This is a genomic window from Macrococcus bovicus (assembly GCF_030376725.1).
GTDB lineage: Bacteria > Bacillota > Bacilli > Staphylococcales > Staphylococcaceae > Macrococcus > Macrococcus bovicus.
In genome coordinates this window covers 1564941-1585933 of record NZ_CP128470.1, presented here as the reverse complement: position 1 = coordinate 1585933, position 20993 = coordinate 1564941, and the positions used below count along the sequence as shown (strand labels likewise).

The window sequence follows — 20993 nt, the reverse complement described above, 5'->3', positions numbered from 1 at the left end:
AATGAAGGAGTATGAACATGACAGAGGAACTTAACTTAGAGAATTTCAATAAATCAATTGAATCACGTCTGATGACATTTGATGATATAGATGAAGTCATCAAGCTTCAGGAGGTCTGCTTCCCCGGCATGGAGCCCTGGAAAAGGGAGCAGCTGGAATCCCATTTGAATCTTTTCCAGCGCGGACAGGTGGTCATTGAGTATGAAGGAACCATCATCGGTTCCTCTTCCAGTCTGATCATCAATTTCGACGAGTACGATGACCGTCATACATGGGATGATATTACAGACAAAGGTTATATCACCAATCATAATGAGAACGGGCACAATCTTTACGGTATAGAAGTGATGGTGCATCCGGATTTCCGCGGCATGCGTGTCGGCCAGCGTCTCTATGAGGCACGCCGTGAAATTGCCTATGAACTGAACTTGAAGAGTATCATCATCGGCGGCCGCATTCCTAACTATCATCTCTATAAAGATGAATTATCTCCGCGTGAATATGTCAATGATGTGATGAAGCGCAAGATCAAGGACCCGGTCCTGACCTTCCAGTTTATGAACGGCTTTACGTTGATGCGTATCAATCCGGGCTATCTGCCTGATGATGTCAAAAGCAGTAAGTACGCGACACTGATGGAATGGAACAATCCTGACTTTGTGGCGAAAAGCAATCTTCATTTCAAGACCAGCTATCCGGTCCGTATCTGTACGGTCAACTACATGATGCGTAAGATAGATTCATTTGAAGAGTTTGCGAACCAGATTGAATATTTCGTCGATGTGGCTTACGATGCGGGCAGTGACTTTGTTGTCTTCCCGGAACTGCTGACGACCCAGCTCATGAGCTTTGACGAGCGACGCAATCCGGCTGAATCGATTCGCCATCTGACTAAATATACGGAGCAGTACATCGAGATGTTCAACAGCTTCGCGATGGGTTATAACATCAATATCATCGGCGGTTCCCACTTCGTCGAGGAAGACGATGAAATCTACAACATCTCCTACTTATTCCGTCGTGACGGCTCAATTGAGAAGCAGTACAAAATCCACGTCACACCGAATGAACGTCGCTGGTGGGGCATTTCACCAGGTAATAAGGTGGAAGTCTTTGACACGGACTGCGGGAAGATTGCTATCCAGATCTGTTATGACAGCGAATTCCCTGAAATGGCACGTATCGCGACGGAAAAAGGGGCGAAGATCATCTTCACGCCGTTCTCTACAGAAGACCGTCAGAGCTACTTACGTGTGAAATACTGTTCCATGGCTCGCGCGATTGAGAACCAGATCTATACAGTGACAAGCGGCACGTGCGGCAACTTGCCACAGACTGAAAACATGGATATCCAGTATTCAGCGTCAGGTATCTACACACCGAGCGACTTCGGCTTTGCGCGTGACGGTATCATCGGTGAGACAGGTGAAAACGTGGAGATGGTGATGATCGGTGATGTTGACCTCGAAGTGCTGCGCCGCGGCCGTGAAGACGGCACAGTGCGCCAGCTGCGTGACCGTAGACATGACCTCTATCACATTCAATATAAGAAATAAGGTGAGCGCATGAAATCAAAGACAGCACTGTTAAAAGAAATAGCAGAATTTCTGAATGAGGAAACAGAAGTTCAGTCAATGCTGTTGGGTGCGCTGAAACGGCTGGTCGAAGGCAGTGATTTTTCGACCGGCTGGATTTTTTTTATCGATCAGGACGGTCACCATCAGCTTGTCTCTGATTATGACCTGCCCCAGGCGCTTGAGCGGAATCACTGCCATTATATGACGGAAGGCCCTTGCTGGTGTGTCTCAAGGTATCATCAAGGCAAATTGACGAAGGCCTCGAACATCATCACCTGCTCCCGAATCGTTCAGGCGAACCGCAAATTCCCGGCTGAAACAGGAGGCATCACGCATCATGCCACTGTGCCGCTGCAGTCCGGACAGGAGAAGTTCGGCCTGCTGAATGTCGCCACACCTCATAAGGAAACGTATAGTGCAGAAGAATTAGAGCTGCTGGAATCAGTCGCCTTCCAGATCGGCAGTGCAATCAAGCGGATCGCGCTGACGGAGAAGGAACGGGAGATTGCGCTGACGAATGAACGCAATCGTCTGGCACGTGACCTCCACGATTCTGTCAATCAGATGCTGTTCTCACTGAAGCTGACAGCCCATGCCGCGGGGGCTCAGACGGAGGATGCCCGCTCGAAGATGGCATTCTCCATCATAGAGGAGACGAGTCAGAATGCCGTCAATGAGATGCGTGCACTTATCTGGCAGCTGAAGCCTATCGGGCTGGAGGAGGGGCTGACCCATGCCATCCGTCAGTATGCCCAGGTGCTGAATCTGGAGACGACCCTCCACGTAGAGGGTCTCGTACAGTTTGATAATAAAGAAGAGATCACTATCTTCAGAATCATCCAGGAAGCGTTGAACAATATCAGAAAACATGCTGAGACACAGCAGGCGGTCATCACAATCAGTGCACACTCTGTTACAATAGAAGATAACGGCAAGGGCTTTTCTGTCAGTTCAGCCAGTCAGCTGCCGACACATGGACTTGGCAACATGCAGCAGCGTGCAGAGTCGATAGGCGGACAGCTCCTGATTGACAGCAGTAAAGCAGGAACAACGATTACACTGCAGCTGAAAGGATGAGACCATGACGACACTTGTACTCGTTGATGACCATCATATTGTCAGACAGGGTCTGAAGTTTCTGGTGGATTCGATGACAGATTATGAAGTCATCGCAGATTTCAGTGACGGTCAGGAAGTCATAGACTACCTGGCAGAAGGCGTGCATCCGGCATGTATTCTGATGGATCTTGTGATGCCGCGTATGGATGGAATTGAAACGACTAAATACATCAAACAGCATTATCCGGAGATTAAGATTCTCATCTTATCCAGCTATATTGACGAGGAGCATGTCATCGGCGTCATGGAAGCAGGGGCAGATGGCTATGAAATCAAAGATGCTGAACCCGGTCAACTGATAGAGACCATCAATAAAGTGGTGGCGGGGGAAAGATACTTCCATCCTTCAGTCATGACAGCAGCGGAGGCGGCAGTCTCATTGCCCCATCTTAAGAACAGACTGTCTAAACGGGAACTGGAAGTACTGGAAGAGATGACAAAAGGTCATACAAATAAGGAGATTGCGGATATTCTGTTCGTGTCCGAAAAAACGGTCAAGACACATGTCAGCCACATCTTCACGAAACTTGAGGTGACGGACCGTACGCAGGCCGCTATCTATGCGATGACTTACAACTTAATCAATAAATAAAGCGAAGATGACGTGTCATCTTCGCTTTATTTTAGCCGTTGAAATGCCAGCCTTGATCATTGTGATAAATCATCTGTCTGGTCATGCCGCCATCAACTGTAAAGACCTGACCGGTGATAAAGCTTGCTCTGGCTGAAGCAAGGAATAACATCATCTCAACGATATCTTCTGGTTTACCCACACGTCCGGCAGGGTGCTGCGAGTGGTTCGCCCCTGAAAATTCAGATTCAGTCGTATCAATCCAACCCGGCGCGATGGCATTGACTCTGACATTCAGGCTCATGGCCAGTGCGTGCGTCAGACTGGTGAGGCCGCCTTTCGCTGCTGTGTAGCTTTCCGTCTGGGACTGACTCATAGCTGCACGTGTAGAAGTGATGTTGATGATGGAACCCTCGGCCGTGAAATCGTCCTTGAAGAGCTTACTGAGATAGAACGGCGCGGCGACACCGACCTGCTGGGCGTACAGAAATTCTTCATAACTGCAGTCATCAATGCCTTTCATCAGCGGCAGTGCGTTGTTGATCAGAACATCGATCGCACCAAAGTCCTTCACCACTTTGTCGTGGAACTGGACGAGTGTCTGAGGCTGACTGATATCGCCTGTAAAATACCCGTTCTCCTGAATATCTATGACAGCGACCTCAGCCCCTTCCTGTCTGAAGCGTTCTGCGGCAGCACGTCCGATTCCTGCTGCGCCGCCTGTAATGACCACTACTTTATCTTTGAACATCTGTATCTCCTCCTTCCGGCTCAATGTGCACGATGGTCTCGATGGAGCCGAACTGTTCTTTCATCCTGGACTCAATGGCTTCAGCGATATCGTGACTCTCTTTGACAGTGAGGAGGGAATTGACTGTCACGGTGACATCGGCGAATGTGATGACGCCGTGGTTGCGACCCTTTAAGTCAATTACCCGGATGACGCCGGGAATCGTTGTGACCAGGTTCTTCATGTCGGTCAGCGTCTCGACATCAAAGCCGTCTGTCAGGGTGATGGCCGTATCCTTGAAGATATCGATGGATGTCTTCATGATGATAAGACCGACAACGACAGCTGCGATGGTATCCAGCGTATGGAAACCGAGCATCACGCCCAGGATGCCGGCAAGGGTGCCGAAGCTGACAAGCGCATCGGACAGGTTGTCGTACGCAGCTGCCTTCAGTGCGCTGGAGCCGACTTTTCTGGCGAGATTACGATTGTAGAAATAGACCCCTAACATCAGAATTCCGGAGAGCAGTGCAACGAGACCTGCCTCAAAAGTAGGGGCTGAATACTCGCCTTGAATAAAGTGAGTGATGCCCTGCACAATGACTTGAACTGACACGGCGAACATGATGAAGGACGCGATCAGTGATGCAATAAACTCCGCACGGTAATGACCGTAGTTATGGTTGGAGTCTGCCGGCCGCATAGAAATAGACAGTCCGATGAGTAAGGCGATAGAGGAGATGACATCTGTCGCGTTGTTAAGACCATCCGCCACGAGGGCATGAGAATCATTGAGATAACCGAACACCACTTTCAGGATGGTCAGCAGAATATACATCATGATACTGACGCGCGCGCCCTTTTTTGCCTGTTCCAGTTTATCTTTAATATGCATACAATCCCGCCTTTAGTTAGAATACTTCATTATTATGACGTAAAAGCCTGCTGATTTCTACAATAGAGAATACAGCCCGTGACAGCGTGAAAAAAGAGGACATCATCATTTGAATTGCGTGACTAATCTGTCAATTTACAGAGAATGGACACATATCGGCAAAAGAGCATAAAATGAGTATTTTTTTCTTTTAATTTTTTGTAAATTATATTAAGATGTTAAAGTGACTTATTGAGATGTGTATTATTTCAATTTAATGTTATTAACATTTAATGATGAGTAAATATATAAAAGAAAGGTCGAATGGAATGGATAAACAAACTTTTACAGATTTACTGCAGACAAAATTTAAGATGGTCAGAATTGAAGCTGGCTATACACAAGATACCATGGCTCAGACGATCGGTCTTTCAAAGAAAACATTAGTGCAGATTGAGAAAGAACGTGTCCTGCCTAACTGGACCACATGTGTCTCATTATGTGCGTTGTTCCGCGATTCAGAAGTGCTCCAGACAACACTTGGCGGCGATCCGCTTGAAGTGGTCCAAGTGATTTCGCGTGGTGCCTGTGCATATCCGCAGAACGATAACTTAGATGAGCTCTGGTGGGAAACGAGACGCGAAGAAGCAGGTTTTACTTTACAGTTCAACAAGATCTCAAATCTTTACCGTATTCTTGACCGTTCTAATCAGCCGCTCTATGGTTCTAATAAAGAACGCGAAGCTGAAATGTTCTTCTCTAAGAAGACAGCTGAGCAGCTTGTAAATGTTTAAGCAAACGTCATGACGTTTGCTTTTTCTTATAAAGGAGGAGCTTTATGCAGTCAATACTACTTGTTCTCTTTATGGGTCTGATTGGTGCTGTCATCGGCGGATTCACGAATTATATTGCGATCAAGATGTTATTCAGACCTTACGAACCTGTCTATGTGATGGGCCGTCAGCTGCCGTTCACACCGGGGCTTATTCCGAAACGCCGTCATGAACTGTCCCAGAAAATAGGTGAGATGGTCACCCGTCATCTGCTGACGCCTGACGTCTTTAAGGAAAAGATCATGACCGCTGAAACACGTGTCTTCTTTGAAAGATTGCTGAAAGAGCAGCTCGGGAACTTGAAAGATCAGCGTTATACGATCGGTTATTTAGCTGAGCGCTTTAACCTGGATATTGACAGCCGGCTGAACCACATGCTTGAAGAGAAGATCAAGGCAGAGCTGACCGCTGTCGCTGACCAGTATGCCGGCACCGCGCTAAGTCAGCTGCTGCCTGAGCAGACCCAGCTGGCACTCACTGAGAAAGTGAATCGGGCTGCTGATGTGCTGCTGGAGAAGTTTCAGGTGTATATCGCTTCAGATAAAGGCTATGACGATATCCTGAACATGGTTGAGAATTTTTTCACGCAAAAAGGTAAATTGATCGGTCTGCTGCAGATGCTGATGACACCGGACGCTATTGCTGAGCGCGTGCAGCGGGAGATGCTGAAGCTGACTGAGGAAGAGAAGATCAAGGCCATCATCCAGAGTGAAGTTGATAAAGAATATAGCCGTCTTATGCAGACCGCGCCTATTGATTATATTTCGGAAGAAAAAGTCCGTCTTCTGATCAACCGTTCCGTCGAGACGATCAAAGAGAAAATCAATATCGAGTACTATACACGCACGCCGCTCTATGAGCTGTTCCCCGAAGCATTCCGCTATGCAGAAAATGAAGGGATGAACCGGCTGCTTGACACAGGACTGGCACGCGTGGCAGACAGCATGCCCGCCATTCTTGACCGCCTGCATATCGCAGAGCTGATCAAAGACCAGATCGACCGTTTCCAGCTGTCATTTATTGAAGAGCTGATCATCGAAATCGCGAGTAAAGAGCTCAAGCTGATCACGCTGCTCGGCTTTTTACTGGGGGGTATCATCGGTCTCCTGCAAGGTGTCGTCGCCCTCTTTATTTGATCCTAATCAAGTGATTATCTTCCTTAAGTATGTTAAATTAGAGGAAACAGTTAGTTAAAGGAGAATTAATATGTCAGTTAATATTTATGATGATGCAAACAGATTGGAAAGCGCACTGCGCCAGAGCGAAGAGTATCAGGCGGTTAAAGCGCAATTAGAAGCGGTTAACAGCAATGAGGAATCGAAAGCCATCTTCGCAGATTTCCGCAGCATCCAGATGACTTTACAGGAAAAGCAGATGAGCGGTGAAGAGATCACAGAAGAGGATATCGCCAAAGCGAATGAGCTTGCGGGCAAGATTGAGCAGGATGAGAACATCTCAAAACTCATGCAGGCTGAACAGAGCATGGGACAGGTCATCGAAGACTTGAACCGCATCATCTTAAAACCGCTGCAAGACTTATACGGGCAAGACAACCAATAAACATGTAGAAAATAAACGAAACCTTGTTTTCGTTTATTTTTTTTAAAGAGGATAAGCCATGAAACTATATTTGAAGAATCAGGAAATGGAGCATGATCTCCTCTACCTGCAGAACATCATCAACCTTTATTATGAAGACTCTTTTCTCTTGATAGGAGAAGGGCAGCATGAACTTGCCTTCAAGGTGACAAAGGAAGAAGGCGTCACGGTGACGGGGCATCTGACGATAGACGGGGAAGTCTATACAGCGACCGCAAAGCGGACAGGCCAGGATAAGAAGACGGTGAAACAGGCCGTTGCGGAGACGCTTGTGACGATGCTGACTGCCCATACAGGCATCACGCAGAGCTGGGGGATTCTCACAGGCATCCGGCCGACAAAGCTGTATCACCGCCTTTACCGTCAGGGACTCTCACATGAAGCCATCAGCAGCAGACTGACGCAGGATTATCTGATCAGCCAGGAGAAACTTGATCTGATGAAGTCAATCGTTCACACTCAGAATGAAGCGATACCCGATCTATACGAGCTGAAGCGGGAAGTGAGTGTCTATATCGGTATCCCCTTCTGCCCGACGAAGTGTGCCTACTGCACATTCCCGGCCTACAGTATCTTGGTCCATAAGAATGATGTCCCGGAATTTCTGGTGGGTCTGCTGCATGAAATCGCTGAAACAGGTCGCTGGCTGAAAGAGAATGACATCAAGGTGACGACTATTTATTTCGGCGGCGGCACACCGACATCCATCACACCAAAAGACCTCAAGATGCTGCTGGATCAGTGCTATGCCTCCTTTGATATGTCGACGGTCAGAGAAGTGACGGTCGAAGCGGGACGTCCTGATACGATTGATGCGGAGACGCTTAAAGTGCTGAATGACTTTGATATCGACCGCATCAGCATCAATCCGCAGAGCTTTACAGATGAGACATTGAAAGCGATCGGCCGTCATCATTCTGTCAAAGAGACAGTCGACAAATTCAAGCTTGCCAGAGAATACCAGATGAATAATATCAATATGGACCTGATCATCGGGCTGCCGAATGAGGATCGTACACATGTGGCGCATTCCCTCGCTGAGACAAAGAAGCTGCGACCGGAGTCTCTTACGGTTCATACTCTCAGCTTCAAGCGCGCAAGCGAGATGACCCGCAACAAAGAGAAATATCCTGTGGCGCCGCGTGATGAGATCATGCACATGATGAATATGACCCGGCAGTTCGCTGCTGAAGAAGGCTATAAACCCTATTATTTATACCGGCAGAAAAATATTCTCGGCAATCTTGAGAATATCGGTTATGCCATTGACCAGGAATATTCGCTTTATAACATCCTCATCATGGAGGAGGTTCAGACGATCATCGGCATCGGCTGCGGTGCATCCTCTAAATTCATTCATCCCGAGACGGGCAAGATCGAGAATTATCTGAATCCGAAAGATCCGAAGAGTTACAATCAGTCATACGCGCACTATACAAGCGAAAAAATCAAAAAGTTGAATCATCTCTATAAAGTCGAAGACTAATCTTCGGCTTTTTTATGTTTCGTCGTCTTTTTTATTGTAAAATAAAGTGAAGTCACTAAACGAGGTAGATCAATGATTAAATTTATTCACTGTGCAGATTTACATTTAGATGCGCCATTCCAGCTGAGTGGCTATGTCTCAGAAGCCATCATGTCAGATATTCACCGCGCCAGCTTTGAAAGCTTCAGTACGCTGATCAAGGATGCGATTCAGCAGGAGGTTGACTTTGTCCTGATCGCTGGAGATGTCCTGGCTGCGGATAATCAGTCACTGAGAACGACCATCTTCCTGAAGAAGCAATTCCAGCGACTGAAGGATGCAGGCATTTATGTCTATATCATTCTGGGTGAGACCGGTCTGCCGCTGCGCCCGGTAAGCTGGCCGGATAATGTCATCATCTTCAATGATCAAGTCGAAAGCTATCAGTTTATTACGAAGTCCGGTGATACGGTCTATATCCACGGCACAAGCAGCGGTCATGATATCAGCTATTTTCCGACGAATCAGGTTGATAAGAGCATCCATATCGGGATGCTTTACGGCGAACTCGGCCGTGATTTCGAGCAGGAAGCACTTAACGAGAAGCTCTATCATTACTGGGCGCTCGGCGGCCGTCATAAGAGACAGCTGGTCAGTGAGATGCCTCATATTCACTATCCGGGCAACATTCAGAGCTATCTGCCTGCTGAAACAGGTCGTAAAGGCTACTTGATGGTGGAAGGCGACCATATCGAAATGAAAGTATTATTCGTGCCCGTCCAGCATATCATCTTCGGTCAGTATGAAGTCCGGGTAGAAGATCTGTCGAAGAATGGTCTCCTCAAATTACTGGAAGAATTTAAAGGGGAGCACCGGCCGGATGGCAAAGGCATCTACCAGATTGAACTGATCAATCAGGAGGAGCAGCTGATCACGCCGAAGAGACTGGCAGCGGTCAAGCGCCTTGTGCAGCAGCACGAACGTCATGATAATGCCTTTGTCTGGATCGATAAACTGACAGTGGAGCAGGTTGATACGACGACCCTGCACCGGGAATTTGATGCAGCGATGATAGAAGACGATGCCATGTTCGATCAGGCGATGCAACCGCTGTATCACGATCTGGAGATGAGCCGTTTTCTTGATGATTATACGCAGATTGACCGGGTCGCCCTGATTCATCAAGGGGAAAGAAAGCTGAAAGAAAGGCTGAAGAGCGATGAAAATTAAGAAGCTTGAGATATACGGCTTCGGCCGGCTGGAAGAGCAGCAGTTCAATCTGAATAGAAACTTCACTCAAATATACGGTGAAAACGAGACCGGCAAATCAACGATGCAGACTTTCATCCATTCACTGCTGTTCGGTTTTGGGCGGACAGAGAAACCGCTGTATGTCCCGCGCTTTACGAACCAGTACGGCGGACATATGGTGATTGACGACGCTGGTTCTGAGCTCTATATCGAGCGGGTTTACCGCGATGGCACAGAGCAGCTGACAGTTCTCTATAACAACAGCCCGAAGGATGGTGAATGGCTGCATCAGAAGTTCAACTTTATGACGGATGCTGCCTATGAGAGAATCTTTTCATTTGATGTCCTGGGTCTGCAGCAGGTGCACAAGCTGACAGAAGAGAAGCTGCAGGATTATCTGATGCAGGCAGGTGTCTTCGGTTCTACTGAATTCTCAACGCTTGAGACGGATCTGATCAAAGAAAAGCTGCGGCTTCTGTCACCGGATCATTCTGAAGGTGAGCTGAGCGATCATATAGCGGAGATTCTGAATCTGCAGCTGCAGATCAGGGATGAGGAAGTCAAGCTTGAGCGGTACGAGCAGCTGACGGCAGAACAGTTTGAACTGAAGCAGAAAATTGACGATATCAAGACACATATCCAGCAGCTGACGAAATTGCAGCAGATGAAGCAGAAAGAGATGATCTTTCATCACAGTGCCAAGGAATGGAAACAGCTGGAACTGAAGCTGAATATTGAGCCGCTGGTCTTTCCGGATCATGGGATTGAACGCTACGAAGGCTTAAAGAAACAGCTGCAGGCCGCAAGACGGGATATCGCCCTCCGTGAAGAGAAAATCAGTCAGCTCAGACGTGAGAACGCGGCCATTGAGCGACTTGCTGCGTCTGATTTTGCAACAGCAGAACAGCTGCTGCAGGAAGAGCCGCAGATTAAAGTGCATCAGAAGAACCGCGAGATGCTGGAACGGGATATCGCTGACAAAGAAGCGACATTAGAGAGATTACAGCATGATATCGGCTGGCAGGAATATCATGCGGTCACGATAGACGAAGCGCTGAAGGATCATCTGATCTATGCTTTGTCAGATAAAGAGCAGCTGAACCTGAAGGCCGCTCAGCTGCAGCGTGAAATCAGTCAGCTGTCTCGTGAAGAAGAGCTGAATGCAGATAAACTGGCAGATATCACACCGCATATCGTGACCGATGAACTCTTCAGAACAGGTATCCAGCTTTCGGAACAGCGACTGGAACTGAGCCAGAAGACAGAGCTCTATCATAAACTTGAATCTGAGCAGCAGCGGACAGCAGAGATTGAAGAGCAGAAACGGCAGAAACTGAATCTGATCTATCTGCTCGGTGGACTGGTCGGGCTCGCGACTGCGGCCTATCTCTTCTACCTGCAGTTTTACATTCCGGCATCCATACTCCTTTTGATACCGATTATCATGATGATCTTATTCTTCCAGAACAAGCCTGTTCCAAACAATCAGAACCATATCATGCAGGACGAGATCATCCAGCTGGAAACTTCAATTCAGCATCTGCAGTCACAGCTGGATGATCAGTTTGATCTGGAAGGTCAGCGGGCTCTCCGTGACAGACAGCTGCGTATTCTGGATGAGAAGGCAGCGCTTGGACGTAAAAAAGAACAACTGCAGCTGCTCCTGACTGAAGAAGAAGCGGCGCTTAAAAAAGTGAATGATACATTGAACAGAACGAAGAGCATGCTTCAGCTGAAACTCAGTTACGAAGATTCACTGCTGCCGGATGCGTTCCGGACCATCTACCGTCTGCAGCAGACCTATCAGCAGCTCCTCCAGCTGAAGGCGTCATTGAGCGCTGAGCAGCAGCAGCTTGATCACTTCAGCCAGAAGGTGAATGCCTTCAGCCTGGTCTCATCTGACGTGGCCCCCTCAGTCGTCTTCGCAGAACTTGGCGGCCTCGTCAAAACAGAGACACGCAACCGAAAAGAACAGCAGCGCCTGACAGAGCAGTTACAGCTGGCTGAAAAAGAACTGGCCACTTTGCAGGAAGGCTACAAGGAAATGGATACAGAACTGAAGCAGCTGTTCGATGAAGCAGGGGCGGCGGAGGAGTCAGACTATTACAGACAGTTTGAAGCATTCACTGAGTATCATCAGAATCTGAACCGCCATCATCAGCTGAGTCAGCTGCTTGAAGAGGAGAACTTCACATATGAAATGAGCACCCAGCTGGCAGAGCAGACATCTGAAGATCTGCGGCTCATCGAAGGACGTATCACGGATCAGCTGAAGGAATATGAACAGACCTTAAAAGAGCGGGAGCATGAACACTATCAGATCGAGCAGATGATGAAAACAATGGAAGAGGATACCACGCTGTCAGAGCTCAACCATCGTTATGCCATTGAACGTAATATCGTCAATGAGCTTGCGCTTGATTACAGTGCCCTGCATTATATAGAAGTACTGATTGATGCACATCGTCAGAGAATCAAGGGAGAGCGTATCCCGAACATCATCCGTAAAGCCTCAGAGATCTTCACGCTGCTGACAGAAGGGCGCTATATCGATGTCATCTATCTGGATGCACTGCTCGTCAAGCATAAGAACGGGCAGATCTATCATCCGACCGAGCTGTCTCAGTCGACGAAAGAGTTGCTTTATATTACGATGAGACTAAGCCTGGTCGATCATCTCAGATATCTCTATCCATTTCCGATTATTATTGATGATGCATTTGTTCATTTTGATAAGCATCGTAAGGATAAGATACTGGAGTACTTGATGCAGCAGCAGGATAATCAGTACTTATATTTCACCTGCAACCGCTCGACGAATATACCGGCCAAGCAGACAATCGTACTTGAGCGCCACGAGAAGGAGTTAAAATAATGAGAACAATTGAAACATTGAAACCCGGCGAATCGGTCGAAGCATTTTTCCTGATCCACCGAGCTGTCCAAGGGGTGACCAATCAAGGAAAACCGTATCTGACCTTATATCTGAAGGACAAGAGCGGTGATATAGAAGCAAAAGTCTGGACGGTTACAGAACAGGATATCAAACTGCTGCAGCCGGAGAAACTGGTCAAAGTTAAAGGCGATGTCATTGATTATCGCGGCCGCAAGCAGATGAAAGTCAATCAGTTCCGCTTAGCGACAGAAGAAGATGGCATTAAGCTTGAACATTTCCTGGAAGCGGCGCCCATCTCTGCCCAGGAGATGTCCGACCAGCTGATGACCTATGTCATGGATATAGAGAATGCCAATCTGCAGCGCATCACCCGTCTGTTACTGAAGAAATATCAGCAGGAATTTCTGGTTTTTCCGGCAGCAAGTTCCAACCATCACAATTTTGTCTCCGGTCTCCTCTACCATGTGATGACCATGCTTAAGCAGGCAGAAGCTCTGTGCGCAATCTATCCATCACTGAATAAGAGTCTGCTCTATGCGGGCATTATTCTGCATGACATGGGGAAAGTGAAGGAACTGTCCGGTCCTGTGGCGACGAGCTACACGGTGGAAGGCAATCTGCTCGGTCACATCTCCATCATGAGTGATGAAGTAGCGGAGATGGCGCGTGAGCATGGAATTGAAGGTGAGGAAATCATGCTGCTGAGACATCTGATTCTCGCGCATCACGGCAAACTGGAGTATGGTTCACCTAAACTGCCGATGGTCAAAGAAGCAGAGATCCTTCACTTCATCGACAATATCGATGCCCGTATGCAGATGTTTGATAAACATCTGAAGAAAGTGGAGAAAGGGCAGTTCTCAGAACGGATATTCGCGCTGGAAGGCCGACAGTTCTATAAACCGCAGACACTGGAATAATAAAAATGCTCTGATCTTAAGGATCAGAGCATTTTTATTACTGCTGTGAAGCTGTAGTATTGAGGATTTTCTCCTCAATGATTTTCTTCAGGTCTTCATCTTTATAATCGACGTTGTAGTCTTTTAAGAGTTTTTTGTAGGCATCGATCATCAGCTCAGGTTTTTCCTGTACTTTAGTCTGACGGATCTTCTCTTTTAAGGCCTCTTTCTGCTTAGCGAAATCATCCTGTTTTTCTGCTTTGATGATGTGGTAGCCATAATCCGATTTAACAAGACCGGACATTTCGCCTTCTTTCAGCTTGAACAGCGCTTTCTCGAATTCCGGCACTGTATCGCCTTTTGCGACATAGCCGAGTTCGCCGCCTTTTTCTTTTGTACCGGTGTCACCGGACTCTTTTTTAGCCAGGCTTGCAAATTGGTCTGGGTCTTTTTTCAGCTGCTCGAGAATTGACTGTGCTTTCTCTTTCGCCTTCGCATCCGATAAGCCGGAAGGATCAGATGAAGATTTCACTTTAATCAGAATATGAGAGGCTTTTTTGACGCTGTCTTTCACTTCGTCGTCAGAAACTTTCACCGTGTCGTTCATCAGCTGTTTCTGATAAGCCTCTGTCAGACGGGACTCTTTATATTTGTCTGCTGTCATACCAGGTGACTGCTGCTGCAATAAGGCTTCGAACTGCTCTTTGCCACCGTATTTCTTGATTTCAGCATCGACATCGTCCTTGATTTTCTGCTCATCTACTTTCTTGCCATACTTATCTTTCAGGATGTCATTGAGTAGAATCTGGAAGGCATTCTTCGCGATTTCTTCTTTGCCGATCTGATCGATCACATGGGTCGTTGTGACGTCTCCCGCCTTAGAAGTGATCAAAGTCTTGCCTTCATCGCCATTGCCGCAAGCTGTCAGTCCAAGTACTGAAACAGACAGGAGGGCTGGTACTACTGCTTTTTTTAGTTTCTTCATTGTCAATCTCCTTTTCTTTGCTCATTCTAGCATAGCATTTCATTATGAAAATATCATGAAATTATATGTCGAACTTCGTGAGTAACTCCAGACCATGCTTCCGTTCCTCGACGAAAGAGCAGTTATGAGAGGCCAGCAGATACTTCATATAAATGAAATCAACAAATGACAGACCTACATTCATTGAGAATAGAAACAGAAAATAATGTCCGTATAGCGGATACCACACTGCAGCGGTCAATGTCAGTGCTGAGATAATGATAAACGGCATAACGAGTGTAATGAGAAAGCGCCCTTTACTGATGGGGTGGTTGAGCCTGATGTTCAGGATCGGCAGAAACCCCATTGCTGTGACTTTCTGGATGATGATAGAGCCTAAGTCATTCATGAACATGATGATGTGACAGAATTTGTGTAACGGATAAACAGCCAGACATGCCCCGACAAACAACAGAAAATACTTGTCGCTGAAGTGATCGCTGACAAAAGAACTGAAAACCTCAAATGAAACAAGGAAGGTGATGACAGTGATGAGAAATGAAGTGAAAATCAATCGCTGACGGCCATACGTGTGTTTCAGGTTGAGTTTCTTAGTACATGAATACATGAATAATGCTCCTTATCAGTCATATTATCTTATGCATTATGCCTCACTGTCCTCATTTTCGTCAAGCAGTATTTCGAGAAGGTCATGATGGCTTTTATCCAGCTGCTCGATAAAGTCCCGGCCATAAATCTGAGAGACAATATATTTCAGGTCGCTGAAAGCGGGCATCGTCAGCATGACCTTCTGATATTCTAAAGCGGCATCATGCAGACGGTCGTCCGTATTCTCGTAGTTCTTATAGGTTTCATATAGAAGATCCTTGCCTTTTTCAGTCAGTTCAAGATATGTATTACGTTTATCCGACTCGCTTTTCGGCATCCGTAAATAGCCGCGCTTCTCGAGATTCTTCGCAAAGTTGAAGACCGTTGAGACATGCATGACACCGTACTGGGAGACCTGTGAAATCGTTGCTTTTTCCAGATTGCGGATAATGACGAGGATATGATGTTCGTTGATGTTCAGGTCATATGGTTTGATCCAGTTCTGCCAGTCCTTTTCGACCGTCTTCCATAAAGCTTTGCTCAGCTGAGAGACGTGATGAGTAAAGAGCATTTGTTCGATGATTTCGCGGTCACGCTTCAAAAAAATTCCCCCTTCAATAGGTCATAGAGAAAGCATGATGCGAGGACATCATGCTTTAATAAGTGCAATTGATTTATTTTAACATAAGGCTATTTTTTAGAGAATGTTTCTTTTACTTCATCTGCACGATTTTTGACATTTTCGACATTGGACTTCAGATGTTTGATGTTCGGCTCAATGTCGCTCTTATAATTGGCAATCATTTCTTTGACTTCAGTGCCCAGTTCTTTGATGAGCTTCTGGCTTTCTTCTTTGGTCTGCATCGCATAGTTCTTCAGGTCACCGATTTCTGTCTTCAGCTGATTAACCTGAGCCTTGGCATCAGTAGAATTCGCCATGAAATTACGCTGTACTTCAGAGCCAGGCTTGGCTGCGTTCAGCAGTGCAGTCGCAGCACCTGCTGCAAGTCCGACCGTAAAGCCGGCAGCAATATGTGTGATTTTCATAAGATGATTCCTCCAATTGGTTTTCCTTAGTTATACCCCTAATTCTGACTATCAAGCATTCTTTATTTGCTCAGCGAGTGCAGTCATGGCGTCAGCGTCGAATGCATCGCTATGCGTCTGCCACTTGTAACCGAAGCCGTCGATATCGTCCTGATAACGCGGCATGATATGGAAGTGGAGATGGAAGACGCTCTGGTCGGCGAATGCACGGTTATTCTGCACGATGTTGATGCCGTCAGGTTGCAGGGTGGCATCTATCATCTGTGCGACTTTCTGGACGGAAGTGATGACATGGGCCAGCACTGCAGGTTCTGTCTCGAGCAGATTCTGACTGTGTTTCTTAGGGACGACAAGCGTGTGCCCTTTAGCGACCTGTGAGATATCAAGGAAGGCATAAGTATACGCGTCTTCATAAACTTTGTAGGACGGGATGTCACCGCTGATGATTTTGCAGAAAATACAGTCTGTCATAGTAGGTCCTCCTGTAAAATAGATATATTTTTATTTTAGCCATATCAATAGGTGAATACAAAGGATATTTGATACAATATGAAATAATCCTTAGGAGGTGCGCGAGTTTGACAGTAGAAGTAAGACATCTGACAGGTGGGTACGGCAATCAGCCTGTCATTCACGATATAGATTTCACATTGAAAAAAGGCGAAATCGTCGGGCTGATCGGCTTGAACGGTGCCGGCAAAAGCACGACGATCAAGAATATGCTGGGACTCCTTCAGCCGATGAAAGGGGATATTGCCATCGATGGCATCGCACTTAGTGAAGCCCCTTATGATTACCGCCGGAAAATCAGCTATATTCCGGAGTCCCCTGTCCTGTATGATGAACTGACATTAGAAGAGCATATTGATATGACTGCTATGGCATACGGACTGACCAAGGAAGAAGCGATGACGCGCAGTCAGCCGCTGCTGAAAACATTCAGGCTGGCAGATAAGCTGAAGCAGTTTCCCCAGAATTTCTCTAAAGGGATGAAGCAGAAGGTCATGATTATCTGTGCATTCATCAGTCAGCCTGAACTCCATATCATCGATGAACCGTTCCTTGGACTTGACCCGCTCGGTATACAGTCGATGCTTGACTTGATGGTAGAGGCACGCGCGGCCGGTCGCACGGTCCTGATGAGTACACATATACTTGCGACCGCTGAGAGGTACTGCGATTACTTTCTGATCATGCACCAAGGTCATTTAGTGGCTAAAGGCACTATTCAGGAGCTGCAGTCTCAGCTCAGTATGCCTGGTGAATCCCTGGATGCAATCTATATCAAGCTGACGCAAGGTGATCAACATGTATAATGCGAAGTCGCTTTATCAGAAACGAGCAGGTGCGAACACTAAAGAAATCGCACGGTACAGCCGTTTTATCTTCAATGGGCACTTCATCATCTTCCTGTCCATCGCCTTCGGTGCGCTGATGCTGCAGTACAGCCAGCTCTTAAAAGCACTGCCGGACGGTATAGACTACCATCTGATCATTGCCTTTATCCTGGCGCTGGCGACACTGGCGCCGCTGCGCACTTATTTCAGAGAAGCGGATCAGGTTTTTTTACTGCCTTATGAAGCACAGCTGGATGAGTATGTCAGAAAGAGTATAGCGGACTCTGCTATACGGCGCTGCCTGCTGTTCACAGTCCTGTTTGCCATTCTGCTGCCGCTTTATCATGCGGGGACATATTTCTCTATGCACGGGGCTATCATGGCTTATTTGACAGGTGTTATCGGTATAGGCACCGGCCTGCTGCTGCGCTTTTATTTCCTGAAAATCAGTGTCTCAAATCTGAGCGTCAATATAATGCTGTTCATCGTACTGATATCAGGAATCTATATGTCGCTTGACGGCAGCTGGTTTACAGGAGTGGCCTCGCTTGTGATGCTGCTCGGCCTGCTGCTTCTCGTCCGTCATATAGCTGAGAAACGTGTCTATCCGTGGGAAACGCTGGTTGAATACGAAAAAGACCTGACACAGCGGCAGTATAAATTCATCAATCTCTTCACTGATGTCAGAGGATTGAAGGACAATGTGCGGCGCCGCCCTTATCTCGATCTGCTGCTGAAAGACCGGGCGTACAATCATGATGGTATGTTTCTGTTTCTGTTCAAACGTAATTTTGTGCGCAGTAAAGATGCATTCTGGATTATTATCCGGCTTGTGGTGATAGGCGGTCTGATTATCTGGCTTGTCCATCAGCCTGTTATCGCTGCGATCATCGGTGTCTTTATGATCTACATTGTTGTCCTCCAGTCATCACAGTTCTATAAACAGCAGGCCTATCAGTTATGGCCGCAAGTCTGGCCGGTAGCGGAAAATAAAGTAGTAGAGGGTTTCCAGAAATTCCTCTGGCAGCTCTCACTCGTAGTGACAGTGGTCGTTGCAGTTATTTATATCTGCCTGTATCCTGGCACCTTCTATTATGTACTGTTTTTCTTTGCGATCATGTGGTGGACCAACCAGCAGGTCATGTCGAAACTGAAGAAACGCATGGTGCTGCTGAAAGATTAGGTGGTGGTCAGGTGTTATGAGCGATAAACACAGAATATCGCTCATAATGACAGGAAAACGGTGCTGTCCCCTGAGTTATGAGCGATAAACACAGAATATCGCTCATAATGACAGGAAAATGGTGCTGTCCCCTGAGTTATGAGCGATAAACACAGAATATCGCTCATAATGACAGGAAAACGGTGCTGCCCCCTGAGTTATGAGCGATAAGCACAGAATATCGCTCATAATGACAGGAAAACGGTGCTGCCCCTTGAGTTATGAGCGATAAATGCCAGATGGCGGACATAACGTCTGTCACGACAAAGAAGACCGGCAGCTGCCGGTCTTTTTTATTCCTCTGTTCTTTCTGCTGGCTCATAAGGCCGTAATAATTTAGTGAATTGAACGTTCGAGATGAAATCAGCAGACTGATACTGCTTCAAAGAGTCGTCATAATATTGGCGATAGACGGAACTTTTTCTGAAGTCTTCTGCAGATTCAGCTGTAGCGAACTGAAAGAGGACGATATAAGTCTGGCCTCTATGGGGTCTCAGCAGCTGGTAAGCCTGATAGCCATCATATTCACTGAAGTCGCTATGTCCTGTTAAGGTCATCTCAGCGACTTTTTGTTTTTCTTCACTGACCTGGAAGTATCTCAGCAGAAGTACACCTTCTCCGTTCACTGTGCCTTGCTGTTCGACCACTTCATAGGCTTCTCCTGAACTGAAGACTGTTTTGTCTTCTGTTGCTTCATAGACCACGATATCCTCCGGACCCGCATATTTAATAATGTTACGCGCCGGATATTTCTGTATTAAGCGCTCCATATAGTAATCAGAGCCATGGGTAAAATAAACGTTCATCGTTCTACACCTCGTTATCTTTTTCTTTCTATTTACCACTTATACCCCTTATTATGTCATATTTATGACAAATTCTTAATTGAATACGGGCTACGTCCGAGTATGGTAAAATAGTGAGTATTCAAAAGACACAGGAGGACTGGTTAAATGCCATTCAACGATACAATTTTAAAGGCGGCTTATGGTGAAAAAACAACCCATACGCCGGTATGGTTTATGCGCCAGGCTGGCAGAAGTCAGCCGGAATACAGAAAGATCAAAGAGACGCATTCTCTGTTTGAAATCACACATGATCCTGAGCTTTGTGCTTACGTGACGAAGCTGCCTGTGGATCAGTACAATACAGATGCCGCGATTCTCTATAAAGATATCATGTCGCCTCTTGGTGCCATCGGAGTAGATGTCGAAATCAAGTCAGGTATCGGTCCCGTCATCGGCAATCCTATCCGCTCTATTCAAGACGTCGAGCGTCTAGGGGAAATCCATCCGGAAAAAGATGTGCCTTATATTCTGGATACGATCAGACTGCTGACGACTGAACAGCTGAATGTGCCTTTGATCGGTTTCACGGGTGCACCTTTCACACTTGCCAGCTATATGATAGAAGGCGGTCCTTCCAAGAACTACAACAAGACGAAGGCGATGATGTATGAGCAGCCTGAAGCCTGGCATCTGCTGATGGAGAAGCTGAGCGATATGTGCATCACCTACACGCACGCACAGATTGATGCAGGCTGCAAGATGATTCAAGTCTTTGATTCATGGGTCGGCGCACTTAATAGAGCAGACTATCATGAATTTATCGCGCCGCACATGCACCGTATTTTCGCGGGCATTAAAGAGAAGAATGTGCCGGTTACAACATTTGGTGTCGGTGCAAGTCACTTAATAGAAGAATGGAACGCACTGCCGGTCGACGTGCTCGGTCTTGACTGGCGTCTGCAGATAGAAGAAGCACGTGCAAAAGGGATTACGAAGACTTTACAGGGTAACCTGGATCCGGCCATTCTGCTCGCGCCTTGGCCGGTCATTGAGTCACATCTGAAACGCATATTAGATCAGGGGTTGCAGTCAGACAGCTATATCTTCAATTTAGGACACGGTGTCTTCCCGGAAGTGCAGCCGGATACGCTGCGCCGCGTCTCTGAATTCGTTCACGATTATTCAGCACAATACAAAAAATAAAGGAGCTTG

The 20993-nt window shown here is 46.9% G+C and carries 21 protein-coding genes; 13 read left to right on the top strand and 8 right to left on the bottom strand.

The window, feature by feature from the left end:
• Window positions 1-17: 17 nt before the first annotated feature.
• From QSV55_RS08670 to QSV55_RS08660, 3 genes are read left to right on the top strand one after another with little or no spacing between them, the layout of a single operon-like run.
• Window positions 18-1556 (top strand): carbon-nitrogen hydrolase family protein, encoded by a 1539-nt coding sequence (locus QSV55_RS08670; protein ID WP_133451543.1) that lies wholly within the window; start codon window positions 18-20, stop codon window positions 1554-1556.
• 9 nt (window positions 1557-1565) lie between these two features.
• Window positions 1566-2654 (top strand): GAF domain-containing sensor histidine kinase, encoded by a 1089-nt coding sequence (locus QSV55_RS08665; RefSeq protein ID WP_289649906.1) that lies wholly within the window; start codon window positions 1566-1568, stop codon window positions 2652-2654.
• 4 nt (window positions 2655-2658) lie between these two features.
• A complete protein-coding gene (locus tag QSV55_RS08660; protein WP_289649905.1) occupies window positions 2659-3288 on the top strand; it encodes a response regulator in 630 nt (209 codons plus the stop codon).
• A 31-nt stretch (window positions 3289-3319) separates the two neighbouring features.
• Here QSV55_RS08660 and QSV55_RS08655 read toward each other — a convergent pair whose 3' ends face one another.
• Both QSV55_RS08655 and QSV55_RS08650 read right to left on the bottom strand, forming a co-directional pair.
• Entirely contained in the window at window positions 3320-4018 is a 699-nt protein-coding gene (locus tag QSV55_RS08655; protein ID WP_289649904.1) for an SDR family oxidoreductase, read from the bottom strand.
• A complete protein-coding gene (locus QSV55_RS08650; RefSeq protein ID WP_289649903.1) occupies window positions 4005-4892 on the bottom strand; it encodes a cation diffusion facilitator family transporter in 888 nt (295 codons plus the stop codon). Before QSV55_RS08650 ends, QSV55_RS08655 begins: the two co-directional genes overlap by 14 nt.
• Before the next feature lie 308 nt (window positions 4893-5200).
• Between QSV55_RS08650 and xdrA the strand changes: the two genes are divergently transcribed.
• The 7 genes from xdrA (at window position 5201) to yhaM (ending at window position 13835) form a co-directional block, all read left to right on the top strand.
• The gene (gene xdrA / locus QSV55_RS08645) at window positions 5201-5665 is read left to right on the top strand and encodes an XRE family transcriptional regulator XdrA (RefSeq protein ID WP_133451548.1); all 465 of its coding nucleotides are present in this window, start codon (window positions 5201-5203) and stop codon (window positions 5663-5665) included.
• A gap of 44 nt (window positions 5666-5709) precedes the next feature.
• Window positions 5710-6840, top strand: a complete 1131-nt coding sequence (locus QSV55_RS08640; RefSeq protein ID WP_289649902.1) for a DUF445 domain-containing protein — start codon at window positions 5710-5712, stop codon at window positions 6838-6840.
• 70 nt (window positions 6841-6910) lie between these two features.
• Window positions 6911-7264: a YlbF/YmcA family competence regulator gene (locus QSV55_RS08635; protein ID WP_289649901.1), complete on the top strand. Its 354-nt coding sequence runs from the start codon at window positions 6911-6913 to the stop codon at window positions 7262-7264.
• Window positions 7265-7322: 58 nt separating this feature from the next.
• The gene (locus QSV55_RS08630; RefSeq protein ID WP_289649900.1) at window positions 7323-8789 is read left to right on the top strand and encodes a coproporphyrinogen III oxidase; all 1467 of its coding nucleotides are present in this window, start codon (window positions 7323-7325) and stop codon (window positions 8787-8789) included.
• Window positions 8790-8861: 72 nt separating this feature from the next.
• Entirely contained in the window at window positions 8862-9998 is a 1137-nt protein-coding gene (locus QSV55_RS08625; RefSeq protein ID WP_289649899.1) for a metallophosphoesterase family protein, read from the top strand.
• The gene (locus tag QSV55_RS08620) at window positions 9988-12894 is read left to right on the top strand and encodes an ATP-binding protein (RefSeq protein WP_289649898.1); all 2907 of its coding nucleotides are present in this window, start codon (window positions 9988-9990) and stop codon (window positions 12892-12894) included. The genes QSV55_RS08625 and QSV55_RS08620 overlap by 11 nt, the downstream gene beginning before the upstream one ends.
• Entirely contained in the window at window positions 12894-13835 is a 942-nt protein-coding gene (gene yhaM / locus QSV55_RS08615) for a 3'-5' exoribonuclease YhaM (protein WP_289649897.1), read from the top strand. The genes QSV55_RS08620 and yhaM overlap by 1 nt, the downstream gene beginning before the upstream one ends.
• Window positions 13836-13872: 37 nt before the next feature.
• On the opposite strand, the gene QSV55_RS08610 is transcribed toward yhaM, so the two are convergent.
• The 5 genes from QSV55_RS08610 to QSV55_RS08590 form a co-directional block, all read right to left on the bottom strand.
• Window positions 13873-14799: a peptidylprolyl isomerase gene (locus tag QSV55_RS08610; RefSeq protein ID WP_289649896.1), complete on the bottom strand. Its 927-nt coding sequence runs from the start codon at window positions 14797-14799 to the stop codon at window positions 13873-13875.
• Window positions 14800-14860: 61 nt separating this feature from the next.
• Window positions 14861-15406, bottom strand: coding sequence for a DUF3267 domain-containing protein (locus tag QSV55_RS08605; protein ID WP_133451556.1), 546 nt, complete (start codon window positions 15404-15406; stop codon window positions 14861-14863).
• Window positions 15407-15442: 36 nt separating this feature from the next.
• Window positions 15443-15988 (bottom strand): HTH-type transcriptional regulator Hpr, encoded by a 546-nt coding sequence (locus QSV55_RS08600; RefSeq protein WP_289649895.1) that lies wholly within the window; start codon window positions 15986-15988, stop codon window positions 15443-15445.
• A gap of 89 nt (window positions 15989-16077) precedes the next feature.
• Entirely contained in the window at window positions 16078-16434 is a 357-nt protein-coding gene (locus tag QSV55_RS08595) for a YtxH domain-containing protein (protein WP_289649894.1), read from the bottom strand.
• Between the two features lie 51 nt (window positions 16435-16485).
• The gene (locus QSV55_RS08590) at window positions 16486-16905 is read right to left on the bottom strand and encodes an HIT family protein (RefSeq protein ID WP_289649893.1); all 420 of its coding nucleotides are present in this window, start codon (window positions 16903-16905) and stop codon (window positions 16486-16488) included.
• Window positions 16906-17012: 107 nt separating this feature from the next.
• Here QSV55_RS08590 and QSV55_RS08585 point away from each other — a divergent pair, with 107 nt between their 5' ends.
• Both QSV55_RS08585 and QSV55_RS08580 read left to right on the top strand, forming a co-directional pair.
• Window positions 17013-17750 (top strand): ABC transporter ATP-binding protein, encoded by a 738-nt coding sequence (locus tag QSV55_RS08585; protein WP_133451559.1) that lies wholly within the window; start codon window positions 17013-17015, stop codon window positions 17748-17750.
• Window positions 17743-18954, top strand: coding sequence for an ABC transporter permease (locus QSV55_RS08580; RefSeq protein WP_289649892.1), 1212 nt, complete (start codon window positions 17743-17745; stop codon window positions 18952-18954). The genes QSV55_RS08585 and QSV55_RS08580 overlap by 8 nt, the downstream gene beginning before the upstream one ends.
• 332 nt (window positions 18955-19286) lie before the next feature.
• Here the strand turns inward: QSV55_RS08580 and QSV55_RS08575 are convergent, their stop codons facing one another.
• Window positions 19287-19799 carry a putative antibiotic biosynthesis monooxygenase gene (locus tag QSV55_RS08575; RefSeq protein WP_289649891.1) on the bottom strand — a complete coding sequence of 171 codons (513 nt, stop codon included), beginning with the start codon at window positions 19797-19799 and terminating at the stop codon, window positions 19287-19289.
• A 147-nt stretch (window positions 19800-19946) separates the two neighbouring features.
• On the opposite strand from QSV55_RS08575, the gene hemE reads away from it, so the two are divergent.
• Entirely contained in the window at window positions 19947-20984 is a 1038-nt protein-coding gene (gene hemE, locus QSV55_RS08570) for a uroporphyrinogen decarboxylase (protein ID WP_133451562.1), read from the top strand.
• Window positions 20985-20993 lie beyond the last annotated feature (9 nt).